The sequence below is a fragment of the Aeromonas sp. R6-1 genome (assembly GCF_040908165.1).
Lineage (GTDB): Bacteria > Pseudomonadota > Gammaproteobacteria > Enterobacterales > Aeromonadaceae > Aeromonas > Aeromonas caviae.
The window spans coordinates 1-18,349 of sequence record NZ_JBFODF010000052.1; the positions used below are offsets into that span (position 1 = coordinate 1).

The following is an 18,349-nucleotide window of genomic DNA, read 5'->3' on the forward strand; positions in this document are numbered from 1 at the left end:
GTGAGCCTGGATGAGCGTGGGCTCGACGGCAGCAATACCCTGACTGGCACCGGCCACTTCCAGGTCAATGCGGGCTCTGATCGGGTGAGCGAGGTGTCGTTTGCCGACATCAGTGAGCAGCCGGCCCTGACCGCCCTGGGTCAGAGCGTCAAATACGAGCTGGTGGACGGCGATGCCAGCATCCCGGGCAATCAGGTGCTGAAGGGCTATGTGGAAGTCAATGGCCAGCGCGTCGAGGTGCTTCAGGTCGAACTGGTGGGCAAGCTGGACAACGCCGCCAGCAACGGTTTTGACTACAAGGTGACCCTGTTCGAGGGGGTTCACCAGAGCGGTGGCAACGCCACCGACCTGCCGTTCAAGCTCAACATCGTCGACAGCGACAAGGGCAGCGGCAACAACGACAGCACCACGGGCACCCTCAACATCCGCATTTCGGAAGGGGACAAACCGACCCTCACCCTGACCGGTGTGACGGTGAGTGAAGGGCGCTTCGATGGCGCCGCCAACAACCAGACCGGCGATGATCAGCATGCCACCGGCACCCTGACCATTACCGCGGACTCCGATCCCGTGGTGGACGTGCGGCTGACCCTCTCGGGCCAGGTCGTGGATGGGAGTGGCAAGGCCATCACCCACAACGGTGAGACCCTCACCTGGCAAGAGGTGGCGGGCAGCAATGGCCACGGTTTCCAGGCAGTGACTGCGAGCGGCACCCTGGTGCTGACGGTGACCCTGCCGAGCGTGCCGGGGCGCATCGAAGCCCACACCCAGGCAACCCTCGATTATCAGGTGACGGTACACACCAACCTGGATCACGGGGCGGATGACAAGCTCAACCTGAGTCTGCCGGTGAAGGTGACCGACAGCGACGGCAGTGTGATCACCGGCAGCACCACGGCGGTGATCACCGATGCGGCGGATCCCGTGATCACCGCCATCGAGGGGGTGACCGTCAAGGAGTCGGACCTCAACGGGGGCAGTGGCCAGCATGGGGGCACCAGCCCGTCAGGCACGGGAGAGGTTGCCATCGGCCAGGTGGCGATCGCCGCCGGGAGTGACCGGGTGGTTTCCCTGCAACTGGATGTAGCCCGCTTCAACGCCCTCAATACCCTGACGTCGGGGGGCAAGGCGGTCACCATTGGGGCAGACAGCCAGCCGGGTGTCTACCTTGGCAAGGACAGCGCAGGCAAGCTCATCTTCAAGCTGACCCTGGATGTGTCCGGCCGCTACACCTTCGAGCTGACCGGCAACCTGGATCACAGCGTCCAGGGCAAGGATCTGCTGGATATCCAGCTGCCGTTGCAGGCACGGGACAGTGACGGGGATCTGAGCGCCGAAGTGATCGGTCATGTGAGCGTGCAGGACGACGTGCCGGTGGCCGTGGACGCGAGCAAGACCCTGAATGAAGGGGCGAAAGTGACCGGCGATCTGCTGGCCACTGCCAGCGAGGGGGCGGATGATGCGGTGGTGAGAGCGGTGACCATCAATGGCACCGAGCACCCCATCGCCGCCACAGGCAACACCACCATCTCGGTGACAGATGGCACGGGGCAGATCATCGGCACCCTGGTGATCAATGCCGAGGGTGACTACAGCTTCACCGCCAAATCAGGCATCGATCACAGCAACAGCACCCTGGTACAGCAGATAGGCTTCCACCTGGTGGATGGCGATGGAGATACCGACGACGGTCTTCTGACCCTGACCATCAGGGACGAGGCGGGCAAGCTCACCGTGAGCGCCGTAACCGGCCAGGAGGATGCGGGGGCGAGCGATCCGAGCCAGGGGATCCCCATCACCATGAACCTGGATGTGGGGGATTTCGATCGGGGCGAGCATGTGGAGCAGTTGCTTATCCAGGCGCCAGCCAACGCCCAGGGCACCTTCTATTTCAACGGCGTCGCACTGACCACCATCACCCAGGGGGGCAAGACCTGGTATGAGGTGCCGCCAGCGGCCATGGTGGCGGTGGCCAACACCGATGACAAGTTCCAGCTCACCGGTGTCACTTTTGTGCCAAACCACGACTACTCGAGCTACAACAACGGAGGCGCTGCGCTGCGCTTCCCGGTGCAGTTGCAGGTGGGGGTCACCGAGGGGAGCAAGCCCCCGGTGCTGACCGGCAATCTGGACATCACGGTGCAGGGCATTGCCGACAAACCCCTGTGGGATGCGGGCAACACGCACCAGCACTACACCGCGGACGAGGACAGCAGCGGCATCGCCCTCAACGTCAAGGCGGGCCTCACCGATACGGACGGCTCCGAGACCCTGAGCTACCAGATAGAGTGGGCCTCCGGCCAGGGCACGCTGACCCTGAATGGCAAGGTGCTCACTCCGGGGGCGAACGGCCTCTATACGGTGGCCGGTGGCGACATCAACAAGGTGACCGTGGTGCCCGGCAAGGACTACAGCGGTGACATCAAGCTCATTGTGACCCCGGTGAGCACGGAGAAGACCCCGGTGGTGACCGGCAAGGAGACGGCCCTCGGCGATCCGCTGGAGGTGATTGTCAACGTAAACCCGCTGGCGGACGACGCCAAGCTGACGGTGCGCGAGATCCAGGGCAAGGAAGATACCCTGATCGATCTGGGCAGCAAGATTGGGCTTGCCCATCTGGGAGACACCACGGATGGCTCCGAGCAGCTGTTCGTGCGCATCAGCGGCCTGCCCGCCGGTGCCACGTTGTGGCTTGGGGCTGAACAGGTTAATGCGACAAACGGCTACTACGAGGTGCCCTACGCTCGCATCCATGAGCTGCAGCTGCAGCCACCCAAGGACAGCAACAAAGACTTCGATCTCACCATCAAGGGGGTGGTGAAGGACACGGCCACCCTGACCGATGCCAATGGCCAGCCCCATACCGTGGTCAACGAGAAGGAGACCGGCTCCCAGAGCCTGCACGTGGATCTGGTGGGGGTGGTGGACGCCCCGCACTTCGATCTGAACAGCACCGGCTGGACCCAGAGTGGTGGCGGTTACAGCATCACCATCGCCGAAGATGGCAAGGCTCCACTGGACTTCAAGCTGGAGTCGGGGGAGACGACGGGGGACGGCTCAGAAAGCCTCAACCTGGTGCTGGAAGGCTTGCCGGAAGGAGCCAAAGTATTCGATGGCAGTGGCAACGAGCTGACCCTGACCTTTGCTGGGCTCAAAGACGGCAAGCCCCTCTATCAGGTCAATGTGTCAGATCTCGGCAACCTGCAGATCCAGCCGCCGCCCAACAGCACCGCCGATATTCACCTGATCGGCCACGTAGTGGTGACCGAGAACGACGGGGATCACAAGAGCTTCGACGTGCCGCTCACCATCAAGGTGGAGCCAGCCATCGACGCCGGTGACTACGCCAAGACCAGTCATGGCCTAGAAGACGAGTTCGTGGTGCTGAACTGGCAACCGGATCTCAGCGACAGCGCCGAGCATGTCACTCACCTCAGCCTCTCCGGCATCGAGCCCGGCTACCAGATCTGGATAAGCGTGGGCGGTGTCGAAACCCAGCTCAGCGTGAACGGCGGTGTCGTGGACTTGAGCGATGCGGATCTGCAGAGCCTGCTCAGTGGTGGCCAACTGCTGGTGCGGGCCCCGGAAGACAGCGACAGGGACACCAATATCCAGAGCCATGTGACCATCACTCAATATGATATAGACAAAAACCCAGATGGAACGCCAACGGCTACGGCTCAGGACACCATAGTCGGCAATCTGCATGTGGATATCCAGGCAGTGGTGGAACCGAACGGCGTCTTGAGTCAAACGGGTGGCGATCTTGTGGGCCATGGGGGGAGTGATATTGATCTCTCCGGTCGTTTTGAATTTACCCACGATATCGATCTGTCCAGCCTCGAAGAGATCGACTATCTGGTGATCAACTTGCCTGTGCTCAATGGTGGCATGGGAGATCAGTTTGTTGTGCTCGGCGGTATCAACAATGGTAATGGTAGCTGGATCGTGCCTGCGGGTAATTTGAATAACTTCCAACTGCATGCACCGGATGGTTTTGTTGGAAAGGTTGAACCAATCCGCATTGATGCCATGGTGGTGGACCGTAGTGAGGATGGGGACCCCAGTGAGCATGTCAAAGTCAGCCTAGAAACCAGTGCCGATTTTGGTAATACCCCGGTTACGGACAAGACGCCAGCGGCAACAGTTGATATTGATGACCATGCGGTGCTGACAGGTAAAGAGGATATCCAAGTTGATTTTGGTGCCCAGCTCAAGGGGGCGATTCATATTGGGGCCGCAGATCAAGGTAGCGATGAGGTTACGATTATCCTCAAAGGTCTACCTGATGGTGTCACCATCAGTGGCGCCGAATACAACATTTCAACCGGCGAATATGTGATCAAGGTGCCGCCGTCACTGGCTGGACTGGAAGGATTGACTCTAGGCTTGCCCAATGACTTTGCCGGATCCCTCAATATCAGTGTGACAGTGGTCAATACTGATACATCGAGTGGTGACATCAAGACAGATTCCAGCACAGTTCGTGTAGATGTGAAGCCAGTGGTGGATATAAACGGCGGTGCCGACGGCCTGCCCGAGCTGCAACTGAACGTGAAGGACGTAAACGGCGACGGCCAGCCTGACAACCTGGAAGACACCGAGATCCACCTCGATCTCTCGGTCAAGCTCGCTGACATCAGCCCCTCGGTGGCCGATGGCGGTCTCGAGACCGTGGAGCGGGTGGTCGTGACCGTGGATCCCCAATATGGTCACTTCCTCGACAAGAACGGCCAGCCGGTCGCCACCCTCACGGTGAACGACCCGGCGGACCTCAAGGATCTGGTGTTCGTGCCCAAGGAGCACTTCAGCGGCAAGGTGCCGCTGGCGGTGACGGTGGATATTCTCGATACCGCCACCACGGACACGGATCGGGGGAGCTGGAGCGGCAACGTGAGCTTCGAGGTGCTGCCGGTGAACGATCCGGCCAACCTCACGGTCCAGAACGTCACGGGCCAGGAAGATGGCAGCGTGAGCCTGGGGGGGCTGGGGGCCAGCCTCATCGACAACGATGGCTCCGAGCAGATCGTCGGGTTGCAGATCAAGGGGGTGCCGGATGGCTTCACCCTGTCCGCCCCGGCGGTCAACAACGGCGGCGGGGTGTGGCAGGTGCCTGTGGGCACCGACTTCTCCAAGCTGACCCTGATCCCGCCTGCGGACTTCAGCGGCACCGTGAGTCTGACCCTGAGCGCCTTCACCCTGGACAAGGGGCTGACCCTGCCCCTTGAAACCAGTGCGGGCTTCACCGTCACCGTCAATCCGGTGGGGGATGCGGTCATCACCGACATGCAGGAGCAGGCGAGCGGCACCGAAGGGGATGTGATCACCCTGAACCTGGGGGTGGAGACCCGGGATACCCAGGCTACCGGCGGTAATGCCGGCAATGTGCACGAGAACGGGCCCGAGCAGGTGCGCGTCACCCTGGAAGGGGTGCCGGACGGGGCAGAAATCCGCCTGCCGAGCGAGGTGAGCGGCACCGTGGTGGATCTCGGCGGTGGTCGCTGGCAGGTCACCACGGATGGGGGCAAGCTCGACGCGGTGGAGCTGGTGACCCATGACGCCAACGGCGCTATGGCGATCAAGGTGACGGCCCAGAGCCTGGACAACGGCGCCCTCGGCCCAGAGGTGGGCGGCACTATTCACGTGGACATCAGCCCGGTCAACGATGCCCCCGTCAACGTGCTGCCCGATGATCCCCAGGTGGCACAGGAGGACGAGCCGTTCGTCATCCAGGGTCTGCAGGTCAAGGACGTGGATGCGGGCAACGGCATCATGGAAGTGCGCCTCTCGGTGGAGCACGGCACCCTGACCCTGCCGGCCGGGAGCGGCGTGACCCTGACCGGCAACGGTACCGGCGATGTGGTGCTGACCGGCACGCTGGCGGATCTCAATGCCCTGCTCTCGGGCGGCGTCACCTATCAGGGCGACCCGGACTTCCATGGCAATGACGCCTTGACCATGGTGACGGACGATAGGGGCAATACCGGCAGCGGTGGCGCCCTGAGTGACACCGATGTGCTGCCCATCCTGGTACAACCGGTCAACGATGCCCCCGTCAACCAACTGCCGACGACGCCTCAGGTGGCGCAGGAAGATCAGCCCTTCACCATTCACGGGCTGCAGGTGAGCGATGTGGATGCGGGCAACAGCCCCCTCTCTGTCACCCTCTCCGTGCTGCACGGCACCCTGGAACTGGCGGCGGGCAGTGGCGTGACGGTGAGCGGCAGCGGCAGCAACACCCTGGTGCTGAGCGGTTCCCAGGATGCCATCAATGCCTTGCTCGCAGGGGGCGTGACCTATCAGGGCGAGCAGGACTTCAATGGCCAGGATGCCCTGACCATGGTGACCAATGATCTTGGCAATACCGGCAGCGGTGGCCCTCTGAGCGATACCGACGTGCTGCCCATCGAGGTCGAGCCGGTCAATGATGCCCCTGTCACCCAGGTGCCGGGCTCATTGCAGGTGAAAGAGGATGGCTCCCTGTCGCTCACCGGGATCAGCGTGAAGGACGTGGATGCGGGCAGTGCGCCCATCGCCATGGTGCTGCGGGTGGAGCACGGTGTGCTGACCCTGCTGGGGGCGGCAGGGGCCGTCTCGGTGCAGGGGGCGGGGACCAGCGTGGTGACCCTGGTCGGGTCGCTCGATGATCTCAACGGCCTGCTGGCAGGCAACCTGCACTACGAGCCAGCCAGGGACTTCTGGGGCCAGGACAACCTGAGCATCACCACCTCGGATCAGGGCAATACCGGTGCCGGTGGCGTCCTGACCGACAGCGCCCAGATTGCCATCCAGGTGACGGCCGAGCCGGACGATCCCCAACTGGGGGGCGGCACCCACGATATCCTTGCGCTGCAAGGGGCCTGGGTGCCGCTCAACCTCAGCGCCAGCGTGGTCAATCCTGCACCGGGCGAGCTGTCGGTGCGGATCCAGAACCTCGGCAGCGCCCAGGTGGTGGACGAACACGGCCAGAGCGTCGGCCACGCGGATGGCAACGACTGGTTGCTGCCGATGGACCAGTCCGTGCCCATCTACCTCAAGGATCTGCCGGCGGGGGATCATGCCCTCACCCTGAGTGCCGAATCCAGCCTGGGTGGCAGCACCCTGAGCTCGGCCACGGAGACCATCACCATCCACAGCCAGAGCGGCCACGATCTGCTGGGCTCGGATCAGGGGGACTGGCTGTTCGGCTCCTCCGGCAATGATCGCCTCCTGGGCGGCATGGGGGATGATGTGCTGCGGGGCGGTCAGGGCAACGACATCCTGACCGGTGGCGCCGGCAGCGATCTCTTCGTGTGGGGCAGTGGTGACGAGGGGACGACGGCCTCTCCGGCGATAGACACCATCACCGACTTCCGTCCCCAGGAGGGGGACAGGATCGATCTGGCGGACCTGCTCAAGGGGGTGACCGACAACAGCGTGGATGGCCTGCTGGGTCATCTCCAGGCATCGGTGACCAGCACCGGCAACGGCCTGAGTGACGTGAGCCTGTCGGTCTCCCCGGCGGGGGATGGCAATGTCACCCAGCAGATCACCCTGAAGGACGTGGATTTGAGTGGCTGGAACCTGAGCGGCTCCTCCTCTCACGACATCCTGCAATCCATGCTGGATCAGCACAGCCTGATCATCCAGCACCCCTGATGGGGTGAGATGATGCAAAGAGCCGGCGAATGCCGGCTCTTTTTTTGGCTGAATATGCTGGCTTGATATTTCCTGGTGGTGGTAATGGGAGATGGATTTTAACGGGGTGGGTGTTGTTGCTGCTTTTCACTGTGTGGGTGGTTCAAACAACCAAAAGGTTTCGCCGCCCGGGCCTCCCATCGGGCTGCCCGGGCGGCGTCAGGGCCTTGCCGCGCCGATCCCGGTCAATGCCGGCCAGAGGGGGCGCTGACATTGACCGGGGCGTGTCGCCTCCAAGCCGGTGCCCGGGATGATGGGCGGACCGGGGGGATGGCGGTCAGGCCAGCGCCCGTGCCAGCAGGTGCACCGGGTGTTCGCAGCGAAACGCCGTGCTCATCTCGATCTGCCACTTGCAGGTCTCGCAGTCGGTGATGACCAGATCGGGTTTGAGCCGGTTTATCTGATCAAACAGCCCCTGACCGATGGCCTGGCTGGTGTCGTAGTTTTCCGACTTGAAGCCGTAGGTGCCGGCGATGCCGCAGCACTGGGAGTCCAGCACCGTCACCTTGACGCCGGGGATGGCCCGCAGCAGTTCGAGGGTATAGATGACCCCCCCCATCTTCTCCAGGTGGCAGGGGGTGTGGTAGGCGATGTGCAGATTGAGGGGCTTCATGGCCGGTTTGTTGCCCCGATCGAACTCGTTCCACAGGAAGCGGGTCACCAGGGAGATGCGATCCCGCACCTTGTGGTTGTCCTGCTCCAGCAGGTGGGGATATTCGTCCCGCAGGGTGAAGCCGCAGGTGGAGGAGGTGGCCAAGAGCGGCATCTCGTTGCCGAGCAGGGTGTTCTCCAGCTGCTGGATGTTGAAAGCCGCCTGCTGCCTGGCCTTGTCCATGAAGCCGTTGGCAATCAGCGGCACGCCGCAGCACTTCTCCCGCGCAAGCAGCTGGACACCGATGTTCATGGTGTTGAGCACCTGCACCAGCTCCTTGCCGAGCTGAGGGTGGTTGTAGTTCACATAACAGCCGTGGAAGTAGGCGATCTGGCGCGCAAAGCGGGCCTGAGTCGTTTTCTGCTTCTTGTACCAGCCGCGGAAGGTGCCTTGTGAATATTTGGGCAGGTCCCGGTGGGATGAGACCCCCAGCGCCTTGTCCAGCACCTGCTTCATCGGCTTGAGGCCGGTGGTGAAGTTGACCACCGGGGCCATCAGGGTGGACATGCTGCCCATCAGATCCGTGTGGGAGAGCACGAACTCGCGGATCCCCGGTTTGAAGCCGCTGTACTGGTGCTTGGCCTTGGCGATGATGTCGCCGATGCGCACCCCGCTCGGGCAAGCCACTTCGCAGCGCTTGCAGTTGGTGCAGTATTTGAGGGCGCTGTCAAAGAGCTCCGGGCTCTTGATGCGCAGCCGCTCCCCATCCGGGCCCGCCTGCTTGGGGCCGGGGTAGGCCGGGTTGGCCTTGGCCACCGGGCAGTAGGCGGTACAGACGGTGCATTTGATGCACTGATCGAAAGTCTGGTTGGCATGATCCAGTAGCATGTCAGTTCTCCTCCCGTTGGGTGTGAAGGCACGGGATATGGGGCGAAATCATCATTGGGCTGAACTCAAAATGTGACCGGCGGCCTGCCAGCCGGTGGCGACCGCGACACCTGAGCCAGAGCCCTCCTTGGATTGGGCATCGTCGTGGGCCAGCACGCTGTGTCGTTGGAGTGGAAATATGTGATTCATCTCAGCCCTCCGCCAGAATATGGCCAGCGGCTTGCCAGCCGGTGGCAACGGCCACGCCGGAGCCGGAACCTTCTTTAATGGGGTCATAGTGCGCGAGCACGCTGCCGGCGCCGTAAAGGTTGGTGAGGGGCCTGCCGCCGCGCAGCACCCGCAGCCGCTCGTCGGTCTTGACCCCGAAGCCCATGAAGGGGTGGTGGTCGAACAGGCGGCGGCCGGCCCAGGCGTCGCGCTCGGCAAGGCTCAGTACGTCGGCATCGAAGATGGGTTCACGAATGCCCCCGAGGCGCGACTCCAGCCCGCGGCTGAAGAAGCTGCCGGAGGCGAGCACGAAGTGGTCCGCCTCGAACAGCTGATCCTCCCCGTGCTGGCTGTGCACCCCGATCACCTTGTCGCCGTCATAGCGAGCGCCCAGCACCCGCTCGCTGGTGAGGAAGGTGCCGCCAAGGGCCATGAAGCGGCGCTTGAGGGCCTCCTGCATCCGCATGCCGATGAGGGACGGCGGCATGGTGGCCACCTCCTTGATGGTGCAGCCGGTGCGCCGTTCCAGCTCGTTCAGACGCGGGCCGACCAGCCCCAGCGACAGGCAGGCGGGCAGCACGATATGGCGACAGCCGGGCACGCCGCATCCCTGCACCATGCGGCTGATCTCGCGGGCCAGATCCGCCAGCAGGTCCTGCTGGCCAGGCCCCTGCTTGTCGAACAGGCGGGCGATGTCGGCGGAGCGAAACTCGTGGGGATTGCGGCTGAACTGGGCGAGCTGGGGCAGGCGAATTTCCCCGGTCAGGATGCGGCTGTGGGCAAAGCGGGCGTGGGTCGCGAGATTCGCCGCCGCGAGCGCCGGGTGAAAATCGCGAAACCCTTCCAGGGTGGCGAGCAGGATGGCGTCGGGAGCGGGGGCATCAGTCACGCAGGCACAAGTGTCGGGGGAGAGCCAGGTGGATTTCAGGGTGCCGATGGGGGTCAGGCGATGGTGGTTGTGCTCCTGGCGCATCAGGGGCAGCCCCTCTTCTGCGCAGTGGCGTTGCAGGTCGGCCAGACTCCCCTCGATATTCTGCATCCCCACCTTGCTGTAAGGGTGATCCGGATGGGCCGCCATGAAGGCGGGCAGGGCGGCGCGGGGATCCCCCTCGCTCTCCAGCAGATCCACCGAGCCGGAGGAGAAGTGCAGGGCGCTCTGGCCGGAGGCCATCAGCAGGGTCTTCTGGCCCGCCTCGGCCAGGCGCAGGGCCGCCGAGAGGCCCGCCATGCCGCCGCCGATCACGATGCTGTCAAATTTCATGGCTGCGCTCCTTGGTGGAATTGGCGGTGCTGGCATCGAGCGGGAAGGGGGGCTCGCTCACCAGGTGGGGGGCCGTCCACTCGCCAAGGCCGAACAGCCCCTCGTAGATCCAGTAGGTAAATTCGGCTTCCCGCAGGGCATCGCCCCAGAGCACCGGCCGGGTGCCCTTGTAGCGCTCCTCCAGGAACTGGCGCAGCATGACGCAGGCCTGACGACCGTCGGCCTTGCCGTACTCTTGCATCAGGCCGGCGGCGCGGTAGGCGCACAGCTCCCCCTGACAGGGGCCCATGCCGAGGCGGGTGCGGCGGCGCAAGTCCACCAGGTTGTCCACGTCGAGCTCCCGCAGGGCGTATTCAATCTCGCCCGCGGTCACCATCTCGCACTCGCAGATGAGGGCGTTGGCCTTGGGGTTGTCGCGGAAAAAGGCGATGACCCGCTCGCCGTGGCGGTACTGGGCCGAGCCTTCGGCGGGTACCGAGAGGCCGGGGGCGGAGACCTTCTCCGGATCCCGCGAGCCGGGCAGGCTCAGCTCGGCGGTGCGGCAGGGCTTGCTGTTGCCAAGCTTTTTGGCAAGCAAGTCGGTGGCCCATTCGGCCATCAGCCGGTAGGTCATCAGCTTGCCGCCTGTGATGGTGTTGAACCCCTGGAGGCCGTCACGATCGCTGTGATCCAGCAGCACGATGCCGCGGCTGATGTTGCGGCCGGACTCGTCGCCATCCACCGCCACCAGCGGGCGAACGCCGGCGTAGGCCCGCAGCAATCGGGTGCGGGCCATGATGGGGGCCAGTTTTATCCCCTCGCGCAGCAGCACCTCCACCTCTTCGGGCTCGACGGTGAGCTGGTCAATCTTGTGGTAATCGATGCGACTCGACGTGGTGCCGATGAGGGAGATGGTATCGCCTGGCACCAGGATGTCCGCGTCCGCCGGTTTGCGGCAGCGGTTGAGCACCAGCTGGTTGAGGCGGTAATCCATGATGAGCAGGGAACCCTTGGCGGGGAACATGCGGATGCCGAGGTCGGCATACTCGCAGATCTGCTGGCCCCAGATGCCGGCGGCGTTGATCACCTCCTGGCACTCCACCTCGAACGCTTCGCCGGTGCGGGTGTTGATCGCCTTGACCCCGTGCACTCTGTCTTGGGTGCGCAGCAGCCCCAGCACCTTGCTGTGAGTGAAGATGCGGGCGCCGTGCTCCTTGGCATCCAGCACGTTGGCGGCAGCCAGACGGAAGGGGTCGACCGTGCCGTCCGGCACCTGAATGGCGCCGATCAGCGCCGGGTTGACGTTGGGTTCAAGGCGCAGCGCCTCGGCGGGATCCAGCTGGCGGGCGTCGATGCCCGCCAGGGCGCAGGCGTCCATGAAGGTATTTTGAAAATGGATGTCATCTTCCGGCAGGGTGATGAAGAGGCCGCCGGTGTCCTCGACGCAGTGGCTGGCGATCCGCTTGAGGATGCGGTTCTCCTGAATGCACTCGCGGGCGGACTCCTGATCCGTCACCGCGTAGCGGGCGCCGGAGTGGAGCAGGCCATGGTTGCGGCCCGTGGTGCCGGCGGCGATGTCGTCCCGCTCAAGCAGGATGCAGTCGATGCCGCGCAGCGCGCAATCGCGCATGATGCCGGCGCCGGTGGCGCCCCCCCCTATGATGACGACTTGTGTGGTGATTCTTTTCATTCTTGCCCGTCTCATCTCTTCCAGATGAGGCCAGTGTGGCGCCTTCATGACGTAAAATGTTTGATATGGGCCAAATTAATGCTCGTAAACGCTCATTAAGTGTGAGGGGATGAGCGAAATGTGATGAACCTCACGTCACCGTCGAGGCGGGCAGGGGGAAGCATGGCGGGGAAAAGAAGGCCAGCCCGGGGGCTGGCCAGAGGGCGGCGCGGGGGAAACCTCAGCCGCAGCACTTCTTGAACTTCTTGCCGCTGCCACAGGGGCAGGGGTCGTTTCGCCCCACCCGCAGCGGCGCCGGATCCTGCTCGCCGTCGGTGTAGACCCAGCGCCCCTGATGGCGCACGAAGCGGGAGCGCTCATGGAGGCAGTGACGTTCGTCCCCCTCCAGGAACCAGGCCTTGAATTCCACCATGCCGTGGGTGTCATCGGGGCCGCCCTGGCTGGCGAGGATTTCGAGGCCATCCCAGCGGGTGTCGGTCGATGAGAGGTCGGCCGCAGTCAGCCCGTTCAGATAGTCCGGGTGCCAGCTGTGTACCAGATATTCTCCCAATCCCAGTACGAAGGCGCTGTAGCGGGATCGCATCAGCTGCTCCGGGGTGGCGGCGGGCTGACCTGCGTGGAGTACACCGCAGCACTTGGCAAGAAAAAGAGAGGAACCGCAAGGACATAGGTTCATGAGTCAGCTCATCTGGTCGATAATGAAAGGTGGCGGGATTGTAGCGAACGCACTTCCCTTTCGGCCAGCTTCCCATGCCGTTTAGGCAGACATCATGCAGCAATGAACACAGCACAAAGGGTGACACAATGACACTTAAGCAGAAGATCCTGTTACTGGGGGCCATCCCCGTGCTGCTGATGGCCCTGGTGGTCAATCTCAGCAACTACCTGGTGGCCAGGAGCGATCTGGAGTCGGATCTGGTGGTGGCGCGGGAGAGGGCAATCAAGGAGCGCAAGGCGCTGCTCAGCAGTTATCTGATGCTGGCCAAGACGGCCATCGAGGGCAGCTACGGCAAGCCTGACAGCCCCGAAGTGCGCCAGCAGGTGAAGGAGATATTGCGGCCGCTGCGCTATGGCAGCGACGGCTACTTCTTCGTCTATGACTATCAGGGCAATACCGTGCTGCTGCCGACCCGGCCCGAGATGGAGGGGAAGAACCGCTGGCAGGACAAGGATACCAAGGGTGCCTTCCTCATTCAGGGGATCATCAAGTCGGCGCGGGAAGGAGATGGCTTCTCGGAGTACTGGACCAACAAGCCCTCTATCGGGCGGGATGCCCCCAAGCTCTCTTTCAACCTGGTGCTCGACAAATATCAGTGGGTCGTGGGCACGGGCTTCTACATCGACGACATCGACAATGAGCTGGCCACCCTGCGCAGCGAGCGGGAGGAGACCATGTATGGCTCCCTGAAAACCGGGGTGCTGTTCATCCTGGTGATCCTGGGGGTGACCCTGGCGGCCACCGTGGTGATCGGCAACCGGGTCACCCGCCCGCTGGCGGATGCGGTTGCCGCACTCAACGACATCGCCGACGGGGACGGGGATCTGACCCAGCGCCTCAAGGAGCAGAGCAAGGATGAGGTGGGGCAGCTGGCCGCCGCCTTCAACCGCTTCGTGACGCGGATCCAGTCGGTGGTGAGCCAGGTGGGGGAGACCAGCCACCAGTTGCTGGGGGCCGTGGATCGGCTGCATAGCCTGAGCGAGCATGCGGACAGGCAGATGCAGGGCCACGGCAAGGAGACGGATCAGGTGGTGACCGCGGTGACCGAGATGAGCTCCACCGCCCAGGAGGTGGCGGCGAGCGCCTCCAACGCCGCCAGCGCCACCAGCGATGCGGCCCGCGAGTCCGATGCGGCCCGGGGGGTGGTGAACAGCGCCATCGGCAGCATCAACCGGCTGGTGGACGAAGTGCATGTGGCGGCCGGGGTCATCGAACAGCTCGCCCATGAGACCGGCAAGATAGGCTCCGTGGTGGAGGTCATTCGCGGCATCGCCGATCAGACCAACCTGCTGGCCCTCAACGCCGCCATCGAGGCGGCCCGGGCGGGCGAGCAGGGGCGCGGCTTTGCGGTGGTGGCGGACGAGGTGCGATCCCTCGCGGGCCGTACCCAGCAGAGCACCAAGGAGATCAACGAGATGCTCCAGCGCCTGCAGGGCGGGGTGAAGCAGGCGGTGGAGGTGATGCAGGCCAGCGAGGCACGCAGCCAGGAGACGGTGCAGGAGGCGAGCCACATCGCCAGCTCCCTGGACAGCATGGTGGCGGCGGTCGGCACCATCAACGACATGAACATCCAGATCGCCACGGCCGCCGAGGAGCAGCACGCGGTCTCCGAGGAGATCAACAAGAACCTGGTGGCCATCCAGCAGATCGTCAGCGAGCTGACCGAGGCGTCCGGGGAGTCCAGCACCACCACCCGCGCCCTGGCAGGCACGGGTGACAAATTGCGCCAACTCGTCTCCCGCTTCCGTTACTAATCACATTTTTGCCGTCTGGACAGGATTTCCAGACGGCAAATTTGGGGATCGGCGCAGAATGTGTGAAAATCGCGCCATTCGTTCCTTTCGTTAGCCCCAACCCTATGAATGAGATCGTGAAAGGCAGTATCGATTTGATCCGTCAGCTCAACTACGGCCTGGTCTATGCCAGCCTGGAGGAGCACAAGGAGCTGTCCCGTACCGATCTGTCCCGTCTGACCGGCCTGTCGCCGGCCAGCATCACCAAGATCACCCGCGAGCTGCTGGACGGCGGCCTGGTGGTCACCTGCGGCGAGAGCTCGGTGGGGCGTGGCCGTCGCCAGACCCTGCTGCGCATCAACGAGCGCCGCTTCCAGTTTCTCTCCATGCGCCTGGGGCGCGGCTATGTGGACATGGCCCTGTTTGACCTAGCTGGTCACTCCCTGGCGCGCCATCGCCATGTCTTCAACGAGGCGGAGCGTGCCGAGCTGCTGGCCAGCCTGGTGCGGGCCATCGAGGGCTTTTTGCCCAAGAAGGCGCTGCGTCTGGCCTGCATCGCCCTCTGCCTGCCCGGTCAGGTGGAGCGCCACTCCGGCATGGTCAAGCATTTTCCCTATTACGATCTGCGCAACTGGCCCCTCGGTCCCACCCTGCAGGAGGCCTTCTCGGTACCCGTGCTGGTGAGCGGTGACGTGCGCACCTGGATCCAGGCCGAGCGGGAGTGGGGCGCCGCCAGGAACTGCTCGGATGCGGTGCTGGTGTTCGTGCACAACGACATCGGGGTCGGCATGGTGGTCAATGGCCAGCTCATCGAGAGCGAGTCGGCTCTGCTCGGGGATCTCAGCCACCTGCAGCTCGAACCTTATGGCCAGCGCTGCTACTGCGGTGGCTTCGGTTGCGCCTGCACCCTGGTGACCAATCAGGCGCTGGAGGCGCAATATCGGGAGCTGCGCGAACGGATGCAGGAGTTCGATCTGCCCGAAAGCGTCACCATCCGCGAGCTGTGCGAGCTGGCGTTGGCGGGCAACAGCCTGTGTCAGGACATCCTGCACCAGGCGGCGGGCCGCCTCTCCCGGGTGCTGGCGAACCTCATCTGCTTGCTCAACCCGGGCAAGCTGCTGCTCGGGGGGGAGATCACCCGGGCCGATCGATTGCTCTTCCCCATGTTGCACCAGTCCCTGGCAAGCCAGTTGCCGGCGGAATACCTGGTGCGCCTGCAGATCGAATCCACCCACTTTTACGAAGATCCCACCAAACCCACCTCGGTGCAGGTGCACAAGGCCTTGCGCGATGGCAGTCTGCTGCTCGACTTGTTGCGAGGCGACAAGGAGGCATGAGGCTCGGGTTGCAAGGACGCTTCCTGCTCATTCTCTGTCTGGTCAGTCTGTTGCAACTGGTGTTGCTGAGCGGGGCCAGCTACTACTATGTCGCCGAGCAGCGCTACCGGGAGGTGGGGGATCAGGCCCTGGACGTGGCGCGGCTGGTGGCCCGTGAGCCCGGCGTCATCGCCGGGGTGAAGCGAGCCGATAGCACCCGCCTCAACGTGCTGGTGGAGCGGATGCGGGCCGAGGTCGGTGCCAGCTACATCGTCATCGGCGATAAGGAGGCGCGCCGCCTGGTGCACCCCAATGCGGACAGGATAGGCAAACCCATGATGGGGGACGATCCCGGACGCGCCCTACGGGGGGAGTTCTACATCTCCCGCGCTCAAGGGTCCCTCGGGGTCTCGGTGCGCGGCAAGGGGCCCATCCGGGATGAGATGGGCAGGGTCATCGGCGTGGTCTCTGTCGGTTATCTGGTGCGGGACATAGAGGCGGACCTGCAGGGCTTCCTGCGCTTTGGCCTCGCAATGACACTGCTCATAGTGCTGCTCAACAGTGTCGCCGCGGCCTGGCTGGCCAAACGCTACAAGCGGGCCCTGCTGGGGTTTGAGCCCGAGCAGATCGGCCGCCTCTATGCGGAGCTCGACTGCACCCTGCGCACGGTGCGCGAGGGAATACTCACCATAGACGAGCAAGGCAGGCTCACCTCCCTCAACCCCAACGGCATTCGGCTGCTGCGCCTCGATGAGCGGGCTGCGCAGGCCGCCATAGGCCAGCCCGTCACCCGCTTGCTGCCCGGCAGCCGCATGCTCTCCCTCATTCAGGATCCCCGGCCCCAGTATGACGAGGAGATAGTGCTCAACGGCCAGTCTCTCATCGTCAACCGGTTGCCCCTGGTGCAGGAGGGCAGGCTGATTGGCGCCGTGTCGAGCTTTCGGCGCAAGGACGAGTTGGCCGAGCTCAGTGCCCAGCTCTCCCAGGTGCAGGCCTACAGCGATCTGCTGCGGGTGCAGACCCACGAACACAACAACCAGCTCGGGACCATCGCCGGTCTCATTGAGCTGGGGGCCACCCGGGAGGCGCTCGCCTTCATCGGCCGGGAGGCGGCCACCGAGCAGGCCCTCTTGAGCTTTTTGATGGGGGCCATCGCCAAGCCCAAGGTGGCGGGCCTGCTGCTTGGCAAGTACCACAGAGCCCATGAGCTGGGATTGGTGCTGGAGGTGGACCCGGATTCCCGCCTGCACGACATTCCCGCCCGGGTCAGCGGCTCCCAGCTGGTGACGGTACTGGGCAACCTCATCGACAACGCCTTCGAGGCGACCCGCGGCCATGGCGCCCCCTACCAGCCGATCCGGGTCTCTTTGAGCGATCTCGGCCAGGATCTCATTCTGGAGGTGGAGGACGGGGCCGGCGGCGTCGATCCCGCTTTGGCGGACACCTTGTTCGAGCGCGGGGTCAGCAGCAAGGCCGAACCCGGCCACGGCATAGGTCTGGCCCTGGTGCGCAAGACACTGGATGCCCTGCAGGGGACCATCACCATCGAAGCCACGGCGCAGGGAAGTTGCGTCGTCTGTTACATTCCCAAGGAGGTATGAGTGATCAAGATCCTGATCGTCGAGGATGATCCGGCCATTGCCGAGATCCACCGTCGCTTCGTGCAGCGCCTCGCCGGTTTCGAGGTGCTGGGGGTGGCGCTCACCCTGTTCGATGCCAGAGAGCAGATAGAGATCCTCAAACCCGATCTGGTGTTGCTGGATGTCTGGCTGCCGGACGGGGAGGGCTTCTCCCTGCTGCGGGAGTTGCGCCAGCGCGGGGCTCACCTCGACGTCATCCTGCTCACCGCCGCCCGCGAGGCGGCGGCCCTGCAGGAGGCGATGCGCCTCGGGGTGGTGGATTTCATCTTGAAGCCCGTGGTGTTCGAGCGGCTGCGCGACACCCTGGAGAAGTACCGTCAGAGCGTCGCCGCCCTGGCGGCGTTGGCCGACATCGATCAGCAGGCGGTGGATGCGCTCCTTGGCTCCCCGTTGCAACAGGTGGCGGCGGGCGGCCTGCCCAAGGGGATAGACGCCCTCACCCTGCAAAGGGTGCTGGCGGCCCTCCATCAGGAGGGGGCCAGCGCCGAGGAGATAGGCAGCCGGGTCGGGGTGAGCCGCACCACGGCGCGCCGCTATCTGGAGTTTCTGGTGGGTCAGCAGCTGGCGAGCCCGGAGCTGGAGTACGGCACAGTGGGGCGGCCGGAGCGGCGCTACCGTCAGCGCTGAGTGGCCGGTTCCAACTCAAGA

General features: G+C 64.0%; 10 protein-coding genes. 5 read left to right on the top strand and 5 right to left on the bottom strand.

The features are described 5' to 3' along the window. On the top strand, window positions 1-7,638 hold a 7,638-nt coding region (locus AB5Y68_RS16590), incomplete at its 5' end, for a type I secretion C-terminal target domain-containing protein (RefSeq protein ID WP_368207380.1). A 316-nt stretch (window positions 7,639-7,954) separates the two neighbouring features. Here the strand turns inward: AB5Y68_RS16590 and glpC are convergent. The 5 genes from glpC to AB5Y68_RS16615 form a co-directional block, all read right to left on the bottom strand. Beyond that, window positions 7,955-9,157, bottom strand: coding sequence for an anaerobic glycerol-3-phosphate dehydrogenase subunit GlpC (gene glpC / locus AB5Y68_RS16595; protein WP_039041022.1), 1,203 nt, complete (start codon window positions 9,155-9,157; stop codon window positions 7,955-7,957). A gap of 51 nt (window positions 9,158-9,208) precedes the next feature. Beyond that, window positions 9,209-9,346, bottom strand: coding sequence for a hypothetical protein (locus tag AB5Y68_RS16600; protein WP_160290074.1), 138 nt, complete (start codon window positions 9,344-9,346; stop codon window positions 9,209-9,211). Between the two features lies 1 nt (window position 9,347). Then, complete coding sequence (glpB, locus tag AB5Y68_RS16605; RefSeq protein ID WP_039041023.1) at window positions 9,348-10,625, bottom strand: glycerol-3-phosphate dehydrogenase subunit GlpB; 1,278 nt, start codon at window positions 10,623-10,625, stop codon at window positions 9,348-9,350. Beyond that, window positions 10,615-12,294: an anaerobic glycerol-3-phosphate dehydrogenase subunit A gene (gene glpA / locus AB5Y68_RS16610; protein ID WP_039041024.1), complete on the bottom strand. Its 1,680-nt coding sequence runs from the start codon at window positions 12,292-12,294 to the stop codon at window positions 10,615-10,617. The genes glpB and glpA overlap by 11 nt, the downstream gene beginning before the upstream one ends. 220 nt (window positions 12,295-12,514) lie before the next feature. Then, window positions 12,515-12,970, bottom strand: coding sequence for a YchJ family protein (locus tag AB5Y68_RS16615; protein ID WP_080770089.1), 456 nt, complete (start codon window positions 12,968-12,970; stop codon window positions 12,515-12,517). Between the two features lie 128 nt (window positions 12,971-13,098). Between AB5Y68_RS16615 and AB5Y68_RS16620 the strand changes: the two genes are divergently transcribed. The 4 genes from AB5Y68_RS16620 to AB5Y68_RS16635 all read left to right on the top strand — a co-directional run bounded on the left by AB5Y68_RS16620 (window position 13,099) and on the right by AB5Y68_RS16635 (window position 18,328). Further along, window positions 13,099-14,766 (top strand): methyl-accepting chemotaxis protein, encoded by a 1,668-nt coding sequence (locus AB5Y68_RS16620; protein WP_039041026.1) that lies wholly within the window; start codon window positions 13,099-13,101, stop codon window positions 14,764-14,766. A gap of 104 nt (window positions 14,767-14,870) precedes the next feature. Then, window positions 14,871-16,082 (top strand): ROK family transcriptional regulator, encoded by a 1,212-nt coding sequence (locus AB5Y68_RS16625; protein ID WP_029314606.1) that lies wholly within the window; start codon window positions 14,871-14,873, stop codon window positions 16,080-16,082. Beyond that, the gene (locus tag AB5Y68_RS16630; RefSeq protein ID WP_039041027.1) at window positions 16,079-17,662 is read left to right on the top strand and encodes a sensor histidine kinase; all 1,584 of its coding nucleotides are present in this window, start codon (window positions 16,079-16,081) and stop codon (window positions 17,660-17,662) included. Before AB5Y68_RS16625 ends, AB5Y68_RS16630 begins: the two co-directional genes overlap by 4 nt. Further along, the gene (locus AB5Y68_RS16635) at window positions 17,663-18,328 is read left to right on the top strand and encodes a response regulator (protein WP_039041028.1); all 666 of its coding nucleotides are present in this window, start codon (window positions 17,663-17,665) and stop codon (window positions 18,326-18,328) included. It begins immediately after the preceding gene. The last annotated feature ends 21 nt before the right edge of the window (window positions 18,329-18,349 follow it).